General features: G+C 53.5%; 14 protein-coding genes. 8 read left to right on the top strand and 6 right to left on the bottom strand.

The features are described from left to right. Nucleotides 1-4 precede the first annotated feature (4 nt). Nucleotides 5-388 (top strand): hypothetical protein, encoded by a 384-nt coding sequence (locus AC5JPW_RS08260; RefSeq protein ID WP_494239478.1) that lies wholly within the window; start codon nucleotides 5-7, stop codon nucleotides 386-388. Nucleotide 389: 1 nt separating this feature from the next. On the opposite strand, the gene AC5JPW_RS08255 is transcribed toward AC5JPW_RS08260, so the two are convergent. From AC5JPW_RS08255 to AC5JPW_RS08245, 3 genes are all read right to left on the bottom strand, one after another. After that, nucleotides 390-1,226 carry an ABC transporter permease gene (locus AC5JPW_RS08255; protein ID WP_494239476.1) on the bottom strand — a complete coding sequence of 279 codons (837 nt, stop codon included), beginning with the start codon at nucleotides 1,224-1,226 and terminating at the stop codon, nucleotides 390-392. 7 nt (nucleotides 1,227-1,233) lie between these two features. After that, nucleotides 1,234-2,070 (bottom strand): ATP-binding cassette domain-containing protein, encoded by an 837-nt coding sequence (locus AC5JPW_RS08250; RefSeq protein ID WP_494239474.1) that lies wholly within the window; start codon nucleotides 2,068-2,070, stop codon nucleotides 1,234-1,236. Between the two features lie 100 nt (nucleotides 2,071-2,170). Continuing rightward, nucleotides 2,171-3,103: a LysR substrate-binding domain-containing protein gene (locus AC5JPW_RS08245; RefSeq protein ID WP_494239472.1), complete on the bottom strand. Its 933-nt coding sequence runs from the start codon at nucleotides 3,101-3,103 to the stop codon at nucleotides 2,171-2,173. 106 nt (nucleotides 3,104-3,209) lie between these two features. On the opposite strand from AC5JPW_RS08245, the gene betC reads away from it, so the two are divergent. The 6 genes from betC to AC5JPW_RS08215 all read left to right on the top strand — a co-directional run bounded on the left by betC (nucleotide 3,210) and on the right by AC5JPW_RS08215 (nucleotide 12,416). Continuing rightward, on the top strand, nucleotides 3,210-4,736 hold the full coding sequence (gene betC, locus AC5JPW_RS08240) for a choline-sulfatase (protein WP_494239471.1): 1,527 nt from the start codon (nucleotides 3,210-3,212) through the stop codon (nucleotides 4,734-4,736). A gap of 17 nt (nucleotides 4,737-4,753) precedes the next feature. Next, nucleotides 4,754-5,701, top strand: coding sequence for a choline ABC transporter substrate-binding protein (gene choX, locus AC5JPW_RS08235; RefSeq protein ID WP_494239469.1), 948 nt, complete (start codon nucleotides 4,754-4,756; stop codon nucleotides 5,699-5,701). A gap of 344 nt (nucleotides 5,702-6,045) precedes the next feature. Continuing rightward, nucleotides 6,046-7,131, top strand: a complete 1,086-nt coding sequence (locus AC5JPW_RS08230) for a YncE family protein (RefSeq protein WP_494239468.1) — start codon at nucleotides 6,046-6,048, stop codon at nucleotides 7,129-7,131. 50 nt (nucleotides 7,132-7,181) lie between these two features. Next, nucleotides 7,182-9,380 carry a TonB-dependent receptor gene (locus AC5JPW_RS08225; protein ID WP_494239466.1) on the top strand — a complete coding sequence of 733 codons (2,199 nt, stop codon included), beginning with the start codon at nucleotides 7,182-7,184 and terminating at the stop codon, nucleotides 9,378-9,380. A gap of 298 nt (nucleotides 9,381-9,678) precedes the next feature. After that, entirely contained in the window at nucleotides 9,679-11,868 is a 2,190-nt protein-coding gene (locus AC5JPW_RS08220) for a TonB-dependent siderophore receptor (RefSeq protein ID WP_494239464.1), read from the top strand. Nucleotides 11,869-11,966: 98 nt separating this feature from the next. After that, nucleotides 11,967-12,416 carry a GNAT family N-acetyltransferase gene (locus AC5JPW_RS08215; protein WP_494239463.1) on the top strand — a complete coding sequence of 150 codons (450 nt, stop codon included), beginning with the start codon at nucleotides 11,967-11,969 and terminating at the stop codon, nucleotides 12,414-12,416. 43 nt (nucleotides 12,417-12,459) lie between these two features. Here AC5JPW_RS08215 and AC5JPW_RS08210 read toward each other — a convergent pair whose 3' ends face one another. The 3 genes from AC5JPW_RS08210 to AC5JPW_RS08200 form a co-directional block, all read right to left on the bottom strand. Then, nucleotides 12,460-12,927, bottom strand: a complete 468-nt coding sequence (locus tag AC5JPW_RS08210; protein WP_494239461.1) for a helix-turn-helix domain-containing protein — start codon at nucleotides 12,925-12,927, stop codon at nucleotides 12,460-12,462. A 111-nt stretch (nucleotides 12,928-13,038) separates the two neighbouring features. After that, complete coding sequence (locus tag AC5JPW_RS08205; RefSeq protein ID WP_494239459.1) at nucleotides 13,039-13,368, bottom strand: hypothetical protein; 330 nt, start codon at nucleotides 13,366-13,368, stop codon at nucleotides 13,039-13,041. A 67-nt stretch (nucleotides 13,369-13,435) separates the two neighbouring features. After that, nucleotides 13,436-13,978, bottom strand: coding sequence for a hypothetical protein (locus AC5JPW_RS08200; protein ID WP_494239458.1), 543 nt, complete (start codon nucleotides 13,976-13,978; stop codon nucleotides 13,436-13,438). Between the two features lie 220 nt (nucleotides 13,979-14,198). On the opposite strand from AC5JPW_RS08200, the gene pheP reads away from it, so the two are divergent. Continuing rightward, the gene (pheP, locus tag AC5JPW_RS08195) at nucleotides 14,199-15,596 is read left to right on the top strand and encodes a phenylalanine transporter (RefSeq protein WP_494241169.1); all 1,398 of its coding nucleotides are present in this window, start codon (nucleotides 14,199-14,201) and stop codon (nucleotides 15,594-15,596) included. The last annotated feature ends 135 nt before the right edge of the window (nucleotides 15,597-15,731 follow it).

The following is a 15,731-nucleotide window of genomic DNA, read 5'->3' as shown; positions in this document are numbered from 1 at the left end:
AGCAATGGAAATTATGTTTGGCGTGGCGATCGTGATGGGGCTGTTCTTCCATAAAGCGTGGCGTTCGGCAAAAGAACGCACCTTCTGGTCCCGTTCAAACCGCGCCCTGCGGGTACTTAATGCCACCTCCGGGCAGATGCAACCCACCTGGCTTTCGGATGTGAGTATGCGAACACTGTTCACCACGTCACTGAGTGAAAGCACCCTTAAACGGGGAGTACCGGACTGGTTTCTGGAAAGCATTGCGGAAGATGAAGACGGGATGCGCTACCTGACCTGCCACGCCGCGCTAATGGAAAGCTACGGTGCGTCTTTTCGGGAGCAGACCATGGCGGCCGCCGAACTTGTCGACGGCGCCTGGCAACGTGCACAATCCAGAGGCTACTGACCTAGCGGGCTGTATGTGGGCGACGGGCAAAGCTGGCGGAAATCCTGTCCAGCAGAATCGCCATCAGCACCACCACTAAACCGCTTTGCAGCCCAAGGCCGATTTCCAGTTGCTGGATACTGCTCAGAATATCGTTCCCCAAGCCACCTGCACCCACCATTGAGGCGATAATCACCATCGACATGGCCATCATGATGGTCTGATTGATTCCCGCCATGATCGACGGTTGTGCTGCTGGTAATTGCACCTTCCACAGCAGTTGCCACGGCGTACAACCAAAGGCTATCCCGGCTTCAAGACGCGCAGTATTGACCTGACGAATCCCTAAATCGGTCAGACGCACCACGGGTGGCATCGAAAACAGAATGGTGGCAAAAATGCCCGGCGGTCTTCCCAGGCCAAACAGAATGGTGGCCGGAATCAAATAGACAAAGGCAGGCATGGTCTGCATGAAATCAAGCAGGGTGCGAACCACGCTGCCAACAGTCGCCCGCCGCGCACTCCAGATCCCCAGAGGAATCCCCAGCAGCAGGCTGAAAAAGGTCGACGAGAGCGTCAGGGCAAGAGTAATAGCCGCATGCTCGCTGTAGCCGCTGTAAATGATGTACAGCGTCGCCAGCAGGGCAAACAGCGCAAAGCCTTTGCCGATGCGCCAGCCACCAATCACCACTGCCAGCACCACCAGCCCCCAGGGGGAGAGCCAGGTGATGAGTTGTTCCAGTCCACCGGCAATGCTGTCGATAACCAGCGCAAAGCCGTCAAAAAATCCGCCCGCATTGGCCAGGAGTGCATGCACGGCCTCGTCAATCTGACGACTAAAATCTAAAGGGTAGGCCATAGTGTCCTCAGCGAGTGGTCCAGATATCGGCGTAATCTTCCGCCATTTGCCAGCGGGAAACGTCCACACCGGAGAAGAAGTGGCGTACATAAGGGGTCGCCGGGGCGTTAATCAGCGCTTCCGGCTTACCGACCTGCACCAGTTCTCCTTTTTCCATGATGGCGATGCGCGTACCCAGACGCAGTGCTTCTTCCATATCATGAGTGACAAACACAATGGTGCGTTGCTGCTCAGCCTGTAATGTCAGCAGCAATGTTTGCATCTCGCGGCGAATAATTGGGTCGAGGGCGGAGAAGGCTTCATCCATCAGCAGCACGGAAGGGTTGACGACCAGCGCCCGGGCAAGTCCCACGCGCTGCTGCATGCCACCGGAAAGCTGATGCGGGTATTGCTCTGCCACGTGAGCAAGGCCTACTTTTTCCAGCATCAGTTGTGCCCGCGAGTGGCGGGCTTCACGGGGAACCCCGGCCACTTCCAGCCCGAAAGCCACATTGTCGAGCACGCTGCGCTCGTCAAACAGGGCGAAAGACTGAAAGACCATGCCGATATGTTCCCGGCGCAAGGTGATCAACTCCGCTTCTTTAAGTTCTGCCAGCGCACGTCCCTGAAAAGCAACCGTCCCGGATGTCGCCGGGATCAAATGGTTGAGGGTGCGCAATAAAGTGGATTTACCGGAGCCGGATAAGCCCACAATGACAAAAATTTCACCGGGGAATATCTGTAAATCAATATTCGTCAGGGCATTAACGCTATTGCTGCTTTGCTGACCAGAGAAAATGCTTTTCTTGCCACCGGGATAATAATTTTTATTCACCGAATGTAATTCAAATAGAGGTTGTGACATGGTGTGATCTTTATTTTATGAGAACCGTTACACACTAGCTTAAAAACAATGGGCGACGAAATTCATTTTTAGTTTATGAATATGCTTTTTGCGCATTAGCTTATTTGTATTCTGGCAAAGCGACGCTGTTTTCGTGAAATCCCCAGGCTTCATCTAATAACCAGGCTTTTACTTTTTCCTGCTGTGCAGTGCCTGGCTTATTGCTGGCAGAAATCAAATAATAGCCGCGTTCGGTCCGTATCTGTGGCCCGCATTGCACCAGTTGTTGACTGGCAATAAACGGGGCTATGAGCGGCAGCCAGCCCAGTGCCACACCCTGCCCATCAAGGGCCGCCTGAATCACCAGCGAGTAGGCATTAAAGGTACGCGAGGCGCTATGGCTCTGGGCAAACACCTGATGCTGGCGAAACCAGTCCTCCCACGTTAACCAGCGCTGCGGGCGGGTTTCCGGTAGTTTTAAAAGCGGGTAATTGACCAGATCCTCAGGCGTCACGTCACGGGGGAGGGAATTTCTGATGTGCTGATTACACACGGGAAAAACGCTCTCCGGGAACAGGCGTTGGGTTTGTGCGCCGGGCCAGGTTCCCTGGCCGAAATAGATGGCTAAATCGGCATTGCTGTCACGAAAATTATAGTCATTAGGCGAGGTGGTGACCTGCACTTCGACCCCTGGAATCAGCGCCTGAAGCCGCTCCAGCCGTGGCAGTAACCAGTAACTGGCAAAGCCCATGTCAGTGTCGATTCGCAGTACGCTGCGCTGATGGCGAGTACGCTCCAGCTGTTCGCTGATATCGTTCAGGCTGTTACGCACAATCAGATACAGGCTGCTTCCCGACTCGGTCAGTTTTACCCCCCGATGACGGCGTTCAAAGAGCGGCGCATTAACCCGGTTTTCCAGCGACTGAATGCGTTGACTTACCGCCGGTTGCGACAGCCCTAATTCATTGCCTGCGGCGGTAAAATTACCCAGCCGTGCTGCCGCTTCAAATACGACCAGTGCCTGTAACGGCGGCAGTTGTAATTTTCCTGCCATAAACCCACCTTATTTCATGATAAATAAATAACCCCTTCACACGGGGAAATTAGCGTGAGATAAAATTAACACGTTTTTTTTGTCTATTTTATTATTTGGACGGTTCATGCTTATAAATAAACCGAATATCGTTATTCTTATGGCTGATCAATTAACGGCCAGTGCATTAAGAACTTACGGGAATAACGTTAGTCTGACACCGAATATCGATAAGCTCGCCCGCGAAGGCGTGGTGTTTGAATCCGCGTATTGCAACAGTCCATTGTGCGCGCCGTCGCGCGCGTCATTAATGACCGGGCAGTTTATTTCGCAAAATGCCGTCTTTGATAATGCTGCAGAATTTCATGCCGACTCGCCCACCTTTTGTCACTACCTGCGCGAACAGGGCTACAAAACCTGGCTCTCCGGCAAGATGCATTTCTGTGGCCCGGATCAGTTGCACGGCTTTGATGAGCGCCTGACCACCGATATTTACCCGGCTGATTTTGGCTGGACGCCAGACTGGGCACGCCCGGAGCGTCGCCTCGACTGGTATCACAACATGAGTTCGGTGCTGGAGGCCGGGGAGTGTGTGCGCACCAACCAGCTCGATTTTGACGACGAAGCGCTATTCCTTGCTCGCCAGCGGTTATATGACGCGGCGCGTCGTCCGGCTGAACAGCCTTTTATGCTGCTGCTCTCCCTGACGCATCCTCACGATCCTTTTGCCATTCCACGTCGTTATCTGGACCGATTTAGTGAAGATGAGATCGACATGCCGCACACCCGTGGCGCTGATGTGGAAGACGACCCGCACTCCGCACGACTGCGCGCAATGTACCAACTGGAAGAGGGGTTGCTGAACGACGAACACGTTCGCCGTGCCCGCCATGCTTATTATGGTGCGCTGGCCTATGTGGACGACTGCTTCGGTGAAGTGGTACGTACGCTGGAAGAGACGGGGCTTAGCGATGACACCATCGTCATGGTAATAGCCGACCACGGCGAGATGCTCGGTGAGCGTGACCTCTGGTACAAAATGACCTTCTTCGAAAATGCGGTGCGCATTCCACTGATTGTCCATAACCCGAAACGGTTTGATGCCAGACGTGTGGCCGAAAGCGTCTCGCTGGTGGATGTGCTCCCTACGCTTACGGAACTGGCAAGCGGCGAAGATCGCAAAGCGCAGGCGATTGCCCCGCTGGATGGCAACAGCCTGGTGCCGCATCTGCGCGGCGAGAAAGGGCCGGATGGCGCGTACAGCGAATACCTCGCCGAAGGGGCGCTGGGGCCAATGCTGATGATCCGCCGGGGGCCGTGGAAATTCATTCACTCCTTCAGTGAAGCCCCGCAGTTATTCAATTTGCATGACGATCCCCATGAGCGAATTAATCTCGCGCCGTTGCCGGAGTGGCAGCAGCAGGTGGCGGCGTTTGCCCTTGAGGTGAGCAGCCACTGGGATCTCGACGCGCTGCGTGCTCGCGTGGTGGCCAGTCAACAAAAACGCCTTTTCCTGACGCGCATTGCCGGGCATGACGCCATCCCGAAATGGGATTTCCAGCCGCATCAGGAAGCCTCACAACGCTACATCCGTAATCACCAAACGCTGGATGAACAAGAGGCCTTTGCCCGCTATCCGCGTCCTTTAAAATAACCAGCAGGAAAATAACAATGAAATTGAAGCAATTATCTCAACTTGTACTGCTGGCTGCGGCTGGCTTGCTCCCTCTGCAAAGCTTCGCCGCAGACGATGCGCGTTGTGCAACGGTAACCCAGTCCGATCCGGGCTGGACGGACATCGCGGCCACCAATGCCCTGTCGGGTGTCGTGTTGAATGCGCTGGGCTACCAGCAAAAAGTGCAAAACTTGTCGGTGGCGCTGGCGTTCCAGGGGCTGAAAACAGGGCAGGTGGATGTGTTCCTCGGTAACTGGATGCCTGCGCAGGAGCCGGTCATCAGTAAATTCACCGCCGATGATTCCATTAAAGTGCTGGGTGCAAATTTGCCAGCGGCGCGCTTTACCCTGGCCGTGCCGGATTATGTCGCCGCGGCGGGCGTGAAAGATTTCGCTGATTTGCAGAAGTATGCCGACAAGTTTCACCACAAAATTTACGGCATCGCGCCGGGCGCCCCCGCTAACCAGAACCTGAAAAAAATCCTCGATAAGCATGACTTTGGTTTGCAGAACTGGAACCTGGTGGAGTCGAGTGAGAGCGGCATGTTAGCCCAGGTCACTCGTGCGGTGGAGCGCAAAGAGTGGATTGTCTTCCTCGGATGGGAACCCCACGCAATGAACACCCGCTTTAAAATTAGCTACCTCAGCGGGGGAGATGCTTACTTTGGGGCCAATTACGGCAGTGCGACGGTCAACACTGTGACGCGCAAAGACTTCGCCACCCAGTGCCCGAACCTGAACCGTTTTTACAGCCAGTTGAAGTTTGATGTTGCCCTGGAAAATGCGGTGATCACCCGCGTGCTGGAAAACCAGGAAAACGTTAACGATGCTGCACGTGCGGAACTGGCAAAACGCCCTGAACTGCTGGATGGTTGGTTAGACGGCGTTACGACCCGCACGGGCGAACCGGCAAAAGCGGCGGTGGTTAAAGCTATTGGCCTGTAATTTCTGATTATTTTTGTTAAAAATGCCGGATTTTCTGCCCCTGATGTGTGCAGATGTCCGGCATTTTTTATTTTCGGTCCTCCATTTCACTTTTCTTAATTCCCCCGGCGCAATAACACTTGAATGAACAAAAAGAATGCGTATAGTTCTCATTCTCTTTAGTGTTATCGGGCATGGAAGGACGGATTTTCCCGGATAAAAGTAGGCATAAACGCTTACAGGGAACACTAAAAAGCCGTGGCGAGCGCACCGGGCCCTATGCCTGCCTGGAACAATCATAACGTCACCTGCGTGATGCGCTTTTTCGCCTGCTTTTTTGACTTTAACGGTAAAGGATCCTCCCGATGAAAATGAAGACATCCGCACTGGCGCTGATGGCCGCCATGATGCTGGCGGGCTGTACTGCTCAGTCTGCCCATCAAACCAAAAACGACGCGACCGCCCAGAAACCTGCCGCAGAAGAGACCACTGTGAACGTGCAAAAACGTGACCTGGCAAGCGGCCTGTATGAAATGGCGCTGAGCCCGAAAGGGGATGCGCTCTATGTGGCGAGCGCGGAAGGTTTCAAAGATGTGCAGGGCGGGATGATCTACAAACTCGACCCGACCAGCCTGAAAACCATCGGTTCAACGCACACTGACCTGAAAAACTTCGGCATGGCGATGTCAGAAGATGGCAAAACCGTCTATGTGACTAACTCCCTGGACGGCGGCGTGAGCGCCGTTGATACCTCTACCGGTAAAGTCCTGAACCGTGTGCTGTTCCCGGAACGTAATAAAGAAGGTTTCCCGTTCGGTGCGCGTGAAATTCTGCTGCACAACGATCTGCTCTACATTGGCGCGGTCGGCGATCCGGCGCTGGTATGGGTCGTTGATGCCAAAACCATGAAGCTGAAAACGCGCATCAAAAATGCAGGTAAGTGGGTGACCGGTCTGCACTGGTCTGAACTCACCCAGCGCATTTATGTTGCCAACGGCGGCGGTGAAATCCTGGTCGTCAACCCGCGTAACAACCGTATTGAGCAGCGCTGGCAGCCGCTGGGCGACAAACCCGCTCTGCTGTTGAACATTGCTGAAGACAAAGAGACGGGCCGTCTGTTTGTGACGGATAACTCCAAAGCCAAAACCACGCTGGTGCTGGATATCCACACGGGCAAAATCATCAAAGCGCTGCCGGGTGATGCGCTGGCGGTGAAATTCAACCCGACTCGCCACGAGATTTACATCACTCAGCGTGAGTCCGGCAAACTGCTGAGCCTGGACGCGATCTCTTATGCCGTGAAGAAAAGCTGGGATCTGAAGCCGAACCCGAACAGCCTGCTGCTCTCCGCGGATGGTCAGACGCTGTACGTCACCGTGAAGCAAGCCTTCAATAAAGACCACTCCACCAATGGCCCTGACAGCCTGGTGCGTATCCCGCTGAATCAATAAGTATTCCGGCCCGGAAACGGGCCATTCTTTTTTTTAACCACGAGTTAACGATGAACGTTTATACACACACACCTTTGCGCAAGACTTTGCTTGCGCTGGCCATAGGTGCAGCCGCGCATTCCGCAACGGCCGCCACCACGGACGCCAACAGCAAAACATCACAGGACGACACCATTGTTGTGCAGGCGACCCCTGCTAACGATTTCAAAGCCGGTGGCGATAAGCTGGTGCCCGCTTATCTTGATGGTCAGGTGGCACACGGTGGTCGTCTGGGCATGATGGGCGAACAAAACGCGATGGATGTGCCGTTTAACGTTATCGGTTACACCTCCAAACTGATTCAGGATCAGCAGGCAAAAACCGTTGCAGATGTGATCAACAACGATGCGGGTGTGCAGGCCGTACAGGGTTACGGCAACTTTGCCGAGACCTACCGCATCCGTGGTTTTAAACTTGATGGCGATGACATGCTGTTTGGCGGTCTGGCGGGTGTGCTGCCGCGTCAGGTGGTGGATACCCAAATGATTGAGCGTGTCGAAGTCTTTAAGGGCGCGAATGCGCTGCTTAACGGTGCTTCCTCCAGCGGCGTCGGCGGGATGATCAACCTTGAGCCAAAACACGCTGAAGACACCCCCGTGACCCGCGTGGGTGTGGATTACGGTACGCGTTCTCAGGTTGGTGGTTCGCTGGATGTGGGTCGCCGCTTTGGCGATAACAACCAGTTTGGTGCGCGCGTTAACCTCGTGCATCGCGAAGGCGAGGCCGCCGCAGAGGACGACAAACGTCGCACCACGCTGGCCTCGTTAGGTCTCGATTACCGCGGCGATCGTCTGCGCACGTCATTAGATGTCGGTTATCAGAAAAAAACGTTCCATGGCGGCACGACCGGGCTGAACATTAGCGGCGTCGATTTTATTCCTGATGTTCCCGATCCGAGCAAAAACTTCGCCCAGAAATGGGGTTACAGCAATATTGAAAACGAATTCGGGATGGCGCGTGCGGAATACGATCTGACAGATAGCTGGACGGCGTACACGGCATATGGCGCCCAGCACGCTCACGAAGAGGGCGTTTACAGCACGCCGAAACTGCTTAATAAAGACGGCGACGCCACTGCCGGACGCCTCGATACCAACCGTATCATTGACGCATCAAGTGGAATGGCCGGTGTGCGCGGTCGTTTCGATACCGGCTTTGTCTCTCATAATGTTAACGTCGGTTATTCTGCGAATATCAAGCGCGATAAAACCGCGTGGCGGATGGCAGGAAAGGGCGCGGCAGTTAATATCTACGACAATCAGGATGTGGCGATTCCAACGAATACGATTTTCGGTGGCAACTATCACGATCCGCTCACCACCAGCCGCACCCGTACTCAGGGCTGGCTTTTCAGCGATACTCTGGGCGTTCTGGACGACAGCCTGCTGTTTACTGCTGCTGCCCGCTACCAGAAAGTATGGGTACGCAACTACAGCAATGCCACTGGTGCAGAAACCACCTCTTCCCGCTATACCGAAGATCGCTGGATGCCGACCTTCGGCGTGGTTTACAAACCGCTGGACACGCTCTCGCTCTATGCAAACCACACGGAAGCGCTGCAGCCGGGCAGCGTGGCACCGAGAGGGGCGGCTAACCAGTTCGAGGCCACCGGGATTGCGCACTCCAAACAGAATGAAGTGGGCGTGAAGACTGACTTCGGACGCCTCGGCGGTACGCTGGCGCTGTTTGAGATCACAAAACCGACCGCCATTCAGAACAGTGACACCAACATCTATGCACTGGACGGCGAACAGCGTAACCGTGGCATTGAGCTGAACGTGTTCGGAGAGCCGATGCTCGGCCTGCGTCTGAACGGCAGCGCCACCTGGATCGATGCGGAACTGACCAAAACCCAGAACGGTTTGAATAAAGGTAATAAACCGATTGGCGTGGCAAACTTCTACGCGGTGATGGGGGCTGAATACGACATCAAACCGGTTGAAGGGCTCACCGCGACGGCGCGTGTAAACCACACCGGTTCGCAGTATGCCAACAACGCCAACACCAAAAAACTGGACAGCTATACCACGCTGGATCTGGGCATGCGCTACCGTATGCGTCTGAACCAGAATCTGAACGAAATGACCTGGCGTGTGGGCGTGGACAACGTCACCAACGAGAAATACTGGGCCAGCGTCGAAGACAACGGATCCTATATCTTCCAGGGCGAACCGCGCACGCTGAAAGTCTCTATGAGCTACGACTTCTAAATTTTCTTCACTTCGCTTTACCAAAGAGCGCCTCGACTGGCCGGGCAAGGATGCCCGGTGTGTCCTCTTCACATTTCCCCTTGCTGTTCCCCCTAATCCATCACTCTGCCATTTCTGCCGTTTTTTATTCCCATTCGGTGATCTTAAGCGGAATTTTCTGTCAGATTTCGTAAAATTGTGGAGATTTGAAGAAGATTTTCGCAAGAAAAATGAAGTTTTTTCTTCATAATATGAAGATTAAATGCAAATCATTATCATGCTCATTATCGAAATATGTTAAAAAATGGAGAAGAGTGGCATGGTTGTAACCCCTATTTTCAAGAAACGTCCCCTGGTGATGATCCTGGCGTCCTGTCTGAGCGCGGGCGCTTTTGCCGCGGATGCAACGTCTGCGTCAGAGGAGGATGAAATCGTCGTCCAGGCAACGGCGGAGCAGGAGCTAAAACAGCAGCCTGGTGTGTCTATCATCACTGCAGAAGATATTAAGAAAGAACCGCCAGTCAACGATCTTTCCCAGATCATTCGCAAAATGCCGGGTGTGAACCTTACGGGCAACAGCGCCACCGGTAACCGGGGTAACAACCGTCAGATTGATATCCGTGGTATGGGGCCGGAGAATACCCTGATAATGGTAGACGGTGTGCCGGTGACCTCGCGTAACTCCGTGCGTTACAGCTGGCGCGGCGAGCGCGATACCCGTGGCGACAGCAACTGGGTACCGCCTGAGCTGGTTGAACGCATTGAAGTCATTCGTGGCCCGGCAGCCGCCCGTTACGGCTCGGGTGCAGCGGGTGGGGTGGTCAACATCATCACCAAACGCCCGACCAACGACTGGCACGGTGCGCTTTCTCTTTACACCAACCAACCTGAAAACGACAAAGAAGGGGCGACCAAGCGCGCCAACTTCGACTTAAGCGGTCCGCTGGCCGGTGATGCCTTGACCATGCGTCTGTACGGCAACATCAACAAGACCGATGCTGATGATGCCGATATCAACCTGGCGCAAAACGGCTCTTATGCTGCCGGGCGCGAAGGTGTGCGTAACAAAGACATCAATGGCCAGCTCTCCTGGAAAATGACCCCAACGCAGATTGTCGATTTTGATTACGGCTACAGTCGTCAGGGCAATATCTATGCGGGGGACACGCAGTACAGTAACGGCAACCTGAGTCCGAACGGGCTGGTGTCCACACTGTACGGTGAAGAAACCAACCGCATGTATCGTCAAAACTACGGTCTGACCTGGAACGGTATCTGGGACTGGGGCCAGTCCAAAGCCGGTGTCTATTACGAGAAGACCAATAACACCCGCCTGCAGGAAGGGTCGACCGGTCGCGTGGAAGGGATGATCAACAGCGATACCAACGACACCAGCCGCCTGGAAACCTGGCGCGGCACCGGGGAAATCAACCTGCCGCTGACCTTGTGGGTGCCGAACATGGTAACGCTGGGCGCAGAGTGGGAGAGTGAAAAACTTGACGATCCGGCGTCTATGTCGGCTACCTCGGCAGCCGATGGTGTGATCAACGGCATTTCTGGCGATCCGGCCGGTCGCAGCAGCAAAAACAGCGCAGAAACCACGGCCTTCTATATTGAAGACAATATCGAAGCCTTTGCGGGCACCTTTATCATTCCGGGCCTGCGCATGGACTACCACAATAAGTTCGGCACCAACTGGAGTCCGTCACTGAACGTGTCCCAGGATCTGGGCGACATGTTCAAACTGAAAGCCGGTATTGCCCGTGCCTATAAAGCCCCGAATCTCTATCAGTCCAGCGAAGGCTACCTGCTGGCAACGCGCGGTAACGGCTGCCCGAACAGTATTGCCAGCGGCAGTTGCTACCTGCTGGGTAACCCGGATCTGGATCCAGAAATCAGCATTAACAAAGAGATCGGTCTGGAGTTCAATCACAACGGTTTTGTGGCGGGTGTGACGTACTTCCGCAATGATTATAAGAACAAGATCGTCTCCGGGACGAAAGTGCTGGGCGTGACCTCTAATAATTACAACATCCTGCAATGGGAGAACGGCGGAAAAGCTGTGGTCGAAGGGCTGGAAGCGAACCTGAGCGTGCCGGTGATTGAAGACACCCTGACCTGGCGTACCAACGGTACGTACATGATTGAATCCAAAAATAAAGAGACCGGTAACCCGCTGTCGATTATTCCTGAGTATACCGTCAATACCATGCTGGACTGGCAGGCGACGGACAAGCTCTCCGCCAATATCAACTGGACCATGTATGGTCGCCAGAAGCCGCGTGAATATGTTGAGTCTCGCACCGACGTTACCTCTATGTCTTCGAAAGAGGTCGGCTCTTACTCCATCGTGGGTGTGGGCGCGAACTATCAACTGAGCAAAAATCTGCTGCTTAATGGCGGGATTTCGAACCTCTTCGATAAGCGTCTTTACCGTGAAAACGACGGTGCATCGACCTACAACGAACCGGGCCGTGCTTACTATGCCGGTGTGACCATGTCCTTCTAAGTCTATGGGCTGACACTCCGGCAATATGTCGGGGTGTTTTTTCTGCTGTAACTCGTTAAGTTAGGTACTCTTTCTACATATAAAAAGAGCACTCCCTGATGATCCACGTCGCCAACGCCGATCCGTTTTCGCCTGACTCCCACTTTCTTATCGAGAAATTGTCCGCGACCCTTGCGGTTATCACCGGCAGTAGCGGGAAAAACTCTTTCAATCTTGATGATGTACAAGCCGACAGGGCGCTATGGGTACTCGCCCGTGACGGCTTGGGCATTGCCGTTGGCTGTGGTGCTATCCGCCCGCTGAGTGCAGAAACCGCCGAACTCAAGCGTATGTTTGCCTTGCGGCCAGGTGAGGGGATTGGTGCTGCTGTCGTGAGTCATCTGGAACAGGCGGCAAGAGACCTGGGATACCTCGAAATGAAGCTGGAAACCCGTCGGGTTAATCACCATGCGGTCGCGTTTTACGAAAAGCAGGGCTATGTGCAAACGGAGAATTATGGTGTTTACGTTGGCAGGCCTGAAGCGGTGTGCTTTGTAAAGCGGTTATAGTGCCAGCATAGCGGCACTATGCTGGCAACACAGATAAAGCGCCTTACTTACGCAGCAATTTTTGCAGCCGTTTTTTTTGCCAGTCAGCAATCAGATTGCCAAACAAAAAGATACGCAACCCCCGCACCAGGGTCAGTGCTCCCCAGATTGCCGCGACCCACAGCGACCAGTGGCTGTCGGGAGAGGTGTTGCGGTTGAGGAGATAAAGCAGCGCACAGACAATCACCGCTGTCAGCAACCCTCGCCAGAATCGGGTTTCCGCTTCCAGTTTTTCTCGCGCAGTGTTGATGCGCAAATCCAGCGCGTCGTCCGCTTCACTGACATTGTTTCCCGACAGCTCCGTGACGCTCACTTCAAACACCGCCGCCAGGGCGCTCAGGGTTTCAAGACTCGGTGCTTCCTGATTCTCAATGCGTTGCACAGTGCGCACACTGAGTGCGGCCATTTCTGCCAGCTGTTCCTGCGACCAGGCGCGGGCAAGTCGGTACTCTTTAACTCTGTTGGTACTCATGATGGTGTCTCCGTTTTGAACAGGATGACAGCGTCGCTCAAATCGTGAAACAGCAACACGACACCCACCCGACAGCCGCCTGACACGAACCTGACAGCAGAGCTGGCGCGGCTATTCGTCGTCAGCTTCTAATATGCCGCCAAAAAGCCGCATGGTGTTCAGGTCATCTATAGAATAGCGTTTAGATACCCACTGCCTGTCAAATTCCTCCACACCAAAGGCTTCATGATTAATACCATTGATGGGGGTGACGGCGCTGTTAAACAGCTCTACCTGATAGTTGGGCCTGACCCCGGTACCGGATAACCCGATGCGGATGAAAATCTTCTTATCATCTTCAGGCTGTTTTTTAACTTTTGCCAGCATGCGTGCTGTGCTCTTCATCTTTTCAAAATGATCTAAAGGAATGTCACGAAAATTGCCGTCCCAGTCTTTGTTCACGCTGTACCCTCTATTTAATGAGTTATTTCAAATTGTTAAGACATAAAAATGCGATAAGTGTTACATGTCATGCCCGAATAATAATTTCGATATTGTCTTCTGAGACTTCATACTTTTTAGCCAGCAGTTTTTTCGCCTGCTGGATAGTAATGCCGCTTAGTTGTGGCTCTGTTGGTTGAACCGTTTTAGGTTGTGCAATCTCAATAGCAGGTTTCGGCATCTTATTGAAAATAATTGAATTTTCATTAATTCCCAGCTCTTTCAGCGAGGAGTAGGCTACCGGGTTTCTGGCCCCATCCCACATATCGGGAATGGCAACATGGGCATATTCGCTGACCTGGATAAGCCACTTCTTCGGGCGTGAACCATCCCAGGTTGGAGAAGGAACAATGTCAGCGATTTTGCCGATAAAAAAGGCATTTTTATGTGGGTCGGATACGTCCCCCCAGTCATTATGCTGGTTATCAGCAGGATCCCGATTCTGAACGCATACAACGTACTTACACCCTCTCGCACGCTTTTCACTGAGCACCCAGGCTTGAGAACCCCCTTCTTTAAGCATTCTTTCAAGGCCTCGGGCGGTATACACAACGATGGTTGAATCTGTCATTTCATCCTCACGCTTCATTAAAAGTATAGTTAAAGTATATAAATAATGAATAGAATATCAATAGTATTCATGAAAAGTATAAAAATCTATCTTAACTATCATTCATACCTGGATAGCGATCATTGTGCAGTGAGATTTGAAGGCGATTTCCCTGGCCTTGCTACACCCTGGCTTAAATGTTAAAAGGTGCGGCTTCATGACAACAATAAAGGGGAAAGACGTGAAAAACGCGTCACTGGCATCTGAGCACTCAGCAGATGCCGCGTCGGAAACAGGGCCGACGCTGCAACGAGGATTAAAAAATCGCCATATTCAATTAATCGCCCTGGGTGGCGCGATTGGCACCGGATTGTTTCTCGGCATTGGTCCGGCAATCCAGATGGCGGGGCCCGCGGTACTGCTGGGCTACGGTGTCGCAGGCATTATTGCCTTCTTAATTATGCGCCAGCTCGGTGAGATGGTCGTCGAAGAGCCGGTATCCGGATCGTTTGCCCACTTTGCCTTTAAATACTGGGGTCCCTTTGCCGGGTTCCTCTCTGGCTGGAACTACTGGGCCATGTTTGTGCTGGTGGGGATGGCAGAGCTAACCGCTGCGGGCATTTACATGCAGTACTGGTTCCCGGACGTGCCGACGTGGATCTGGGCTGCAACCTTCTTCATCATCATTAACGCCGTAAACCTGGTGAACGTGCGCCTGTATGGCGAAACCGAGTTCTGGTTTGCGCTGATCAAAGTGCTGGCGATTATCGGCATGATTGGCTTTGGCCTGTGGATGCTCTTTAGCGGTCACGGTGGGGAAAAAGCAAGCATCGAAAACCTCTGGCGTTTTGATGGCTTCCTGGCCACCGGCTGGAAAGGGCTCATACTGTCGCTTGCGGTCATCATGTTCTCCTTTGGCGGGCTGGAGCTTATTGGTATTACGGCTGCTGAAGCCAGCGATCCGCACAAATCTATCCCGAAAGCGGTTAACCAGGTGGTGTACCGTATTCTGCTGTTCTATATCGGTTCTCTGGTGGTGCTGCTGGCGCTTTACCCGTGGATTGATATCAACGCTGACAGCAGCCCGTTCGTGATGATTTTCCACGATCTGAACAGCAATCTGGTGGCCTCAGCGCTGAACTTTGTCATTCTGGTCGCGTCGCTGTCGGTCTATAACAGCGGCGTTTACTCGAACAGCCGCATGCTGTTTGGCCTGTCCGTGCAGGGTAATGCGCCGGCGTTCCTGACCCGCGTCAGCCGTCGCGGCGTACCGGTCAACTCGCTGATCCTGTCGGGGGCGATCACCTCGCTGGTGGTGCTGGTGAACTACCTGCTGCCCAAAGAGGCCTTTGGTCTGCTGATGGCGCTGGTGGTGGCAACACTGCTGCTGAACTGGATCATGATCTCGCTGGCGCACCTCAAATTCCGTGCGGCCATGCGCCGTAAAGGTCGAGACACGCTGTTCAAGGCGCTGATTTACCCGGCGGGTAACTATCTGTGTATCGCCTTTATGCTGATGATCCTGGTGCTGATGTGCACGATGGACGGGATGCGCACCTCCGCCATTCTGCTGCCGGTCTGGATAGTCTTCTTATTCGCAGCCTTTACCCTCTCTCGTCGTACCGTTAAACACGACTGATGCTTAACGCCTCGCCGGATCCGGCGGGGCGTTTTCTGGCTAAAAATTTATCGTGATTGATCTCCCACTCTTGTTTCATCAAACAGGAAAATTATTTTGTAATCGATTACTTTTCACTTGAGGTTATTTGTAATC

The organism is Phytobacter sp. (assembly GCF_059074235.1).
Note: the sequence above shows the minus strand (reverse complement) of the source record. Positions and strands in the feature narration are given on the sequence as shown.

Excerpts from the sequence above, each read along its gene's own strand:
- AC5JPW_RS08260 (WP_494239478.1), top strand. The coding sequence starts at position 5 with ATGGAAATTATGTTTGGCGTGGCGATCGTGATGGGGCTGTTCTTCCAT.
- AC5JPW_RS08255 (WP_494239476.1), bottom strand. The coding sequence starts at position 1,226 with ATGGCCTACCCTTTAGATTTTAGTCGTCAGATTGACGAGGCCGTGCAT.
- AC5JPW_RS08250 (WP_494239474.1), bottom strand. The coding sequence starts at position 2,070 with ATGTCACAACCTCTATTTGAATTACATTCGGTGAATAAAAATTATTAT.
- AC5JPW_RS08245 (WP_494239472.1), bottom strand. The coding sequence starts at position 3,103 with ATGGCAGGAAAATTACAACTGCCGCCGTTACAGGCACTGGTCGTATTT.
- betC (WP_494239471.1), top strand. The coding sequence starts at position 3,210 with ATGCTTATAAATAAACCGAATATCGTTATTCTTATGGCTGATCAATTA.
- choX (WP_494239469.1), top strand. The coding sequence starts at position 4,754 with ATGAAATTGAAGCAATTATCTCAACTTGTACTGCTGGCTGCGGCTGGC.
- AC5JPW_RS08230 (WP_494239468.1), top strand. The coding sequence starts at position 6,046 with ATGAAAATGAAGACATCCGCACTGGCGCTGATGGCCGCCATGATGCTG.
- AC5JPW_RS08225 (WP_494239466.1), top strand. The coding sequence starts at position 7,182 with ATGAACGTTTATACACACACACCTTTGCGCAAGACTTTGCTTGCGCTG.
- AC5JPW_RS08220 (WP_494239464.1), top strand. The coding sequence starts at position 9,679 with ATGGTTGTAACCCCTATTTTCAAGAAACGTCCCCTGGTGATGATCCTG.
- AC5JPW_RS08215 (WP_494239463.1), top strand. The coding sequence starts at position 11,967 with ATGATCCACGTCGCCAACGCCGATCCGTTTTCGCCTGACTCCCACTTT.
- AC5JPW_RS08210 (WP_494239461.1), bottom strand. The coding sequence starts at position 12,927 with ATGAGTACCAACAGAGTTAAAGAGTACCGACTTGCCCGCGCCTGGTCG.
- AC5JPW_RS08200 (WP_494239458.1), bottom strand. The coding sequence starts at position 13,978 with ATGACAGATTCAACCATCGTTGTGTATACCGCCCGAGGCCTTGAAAGA.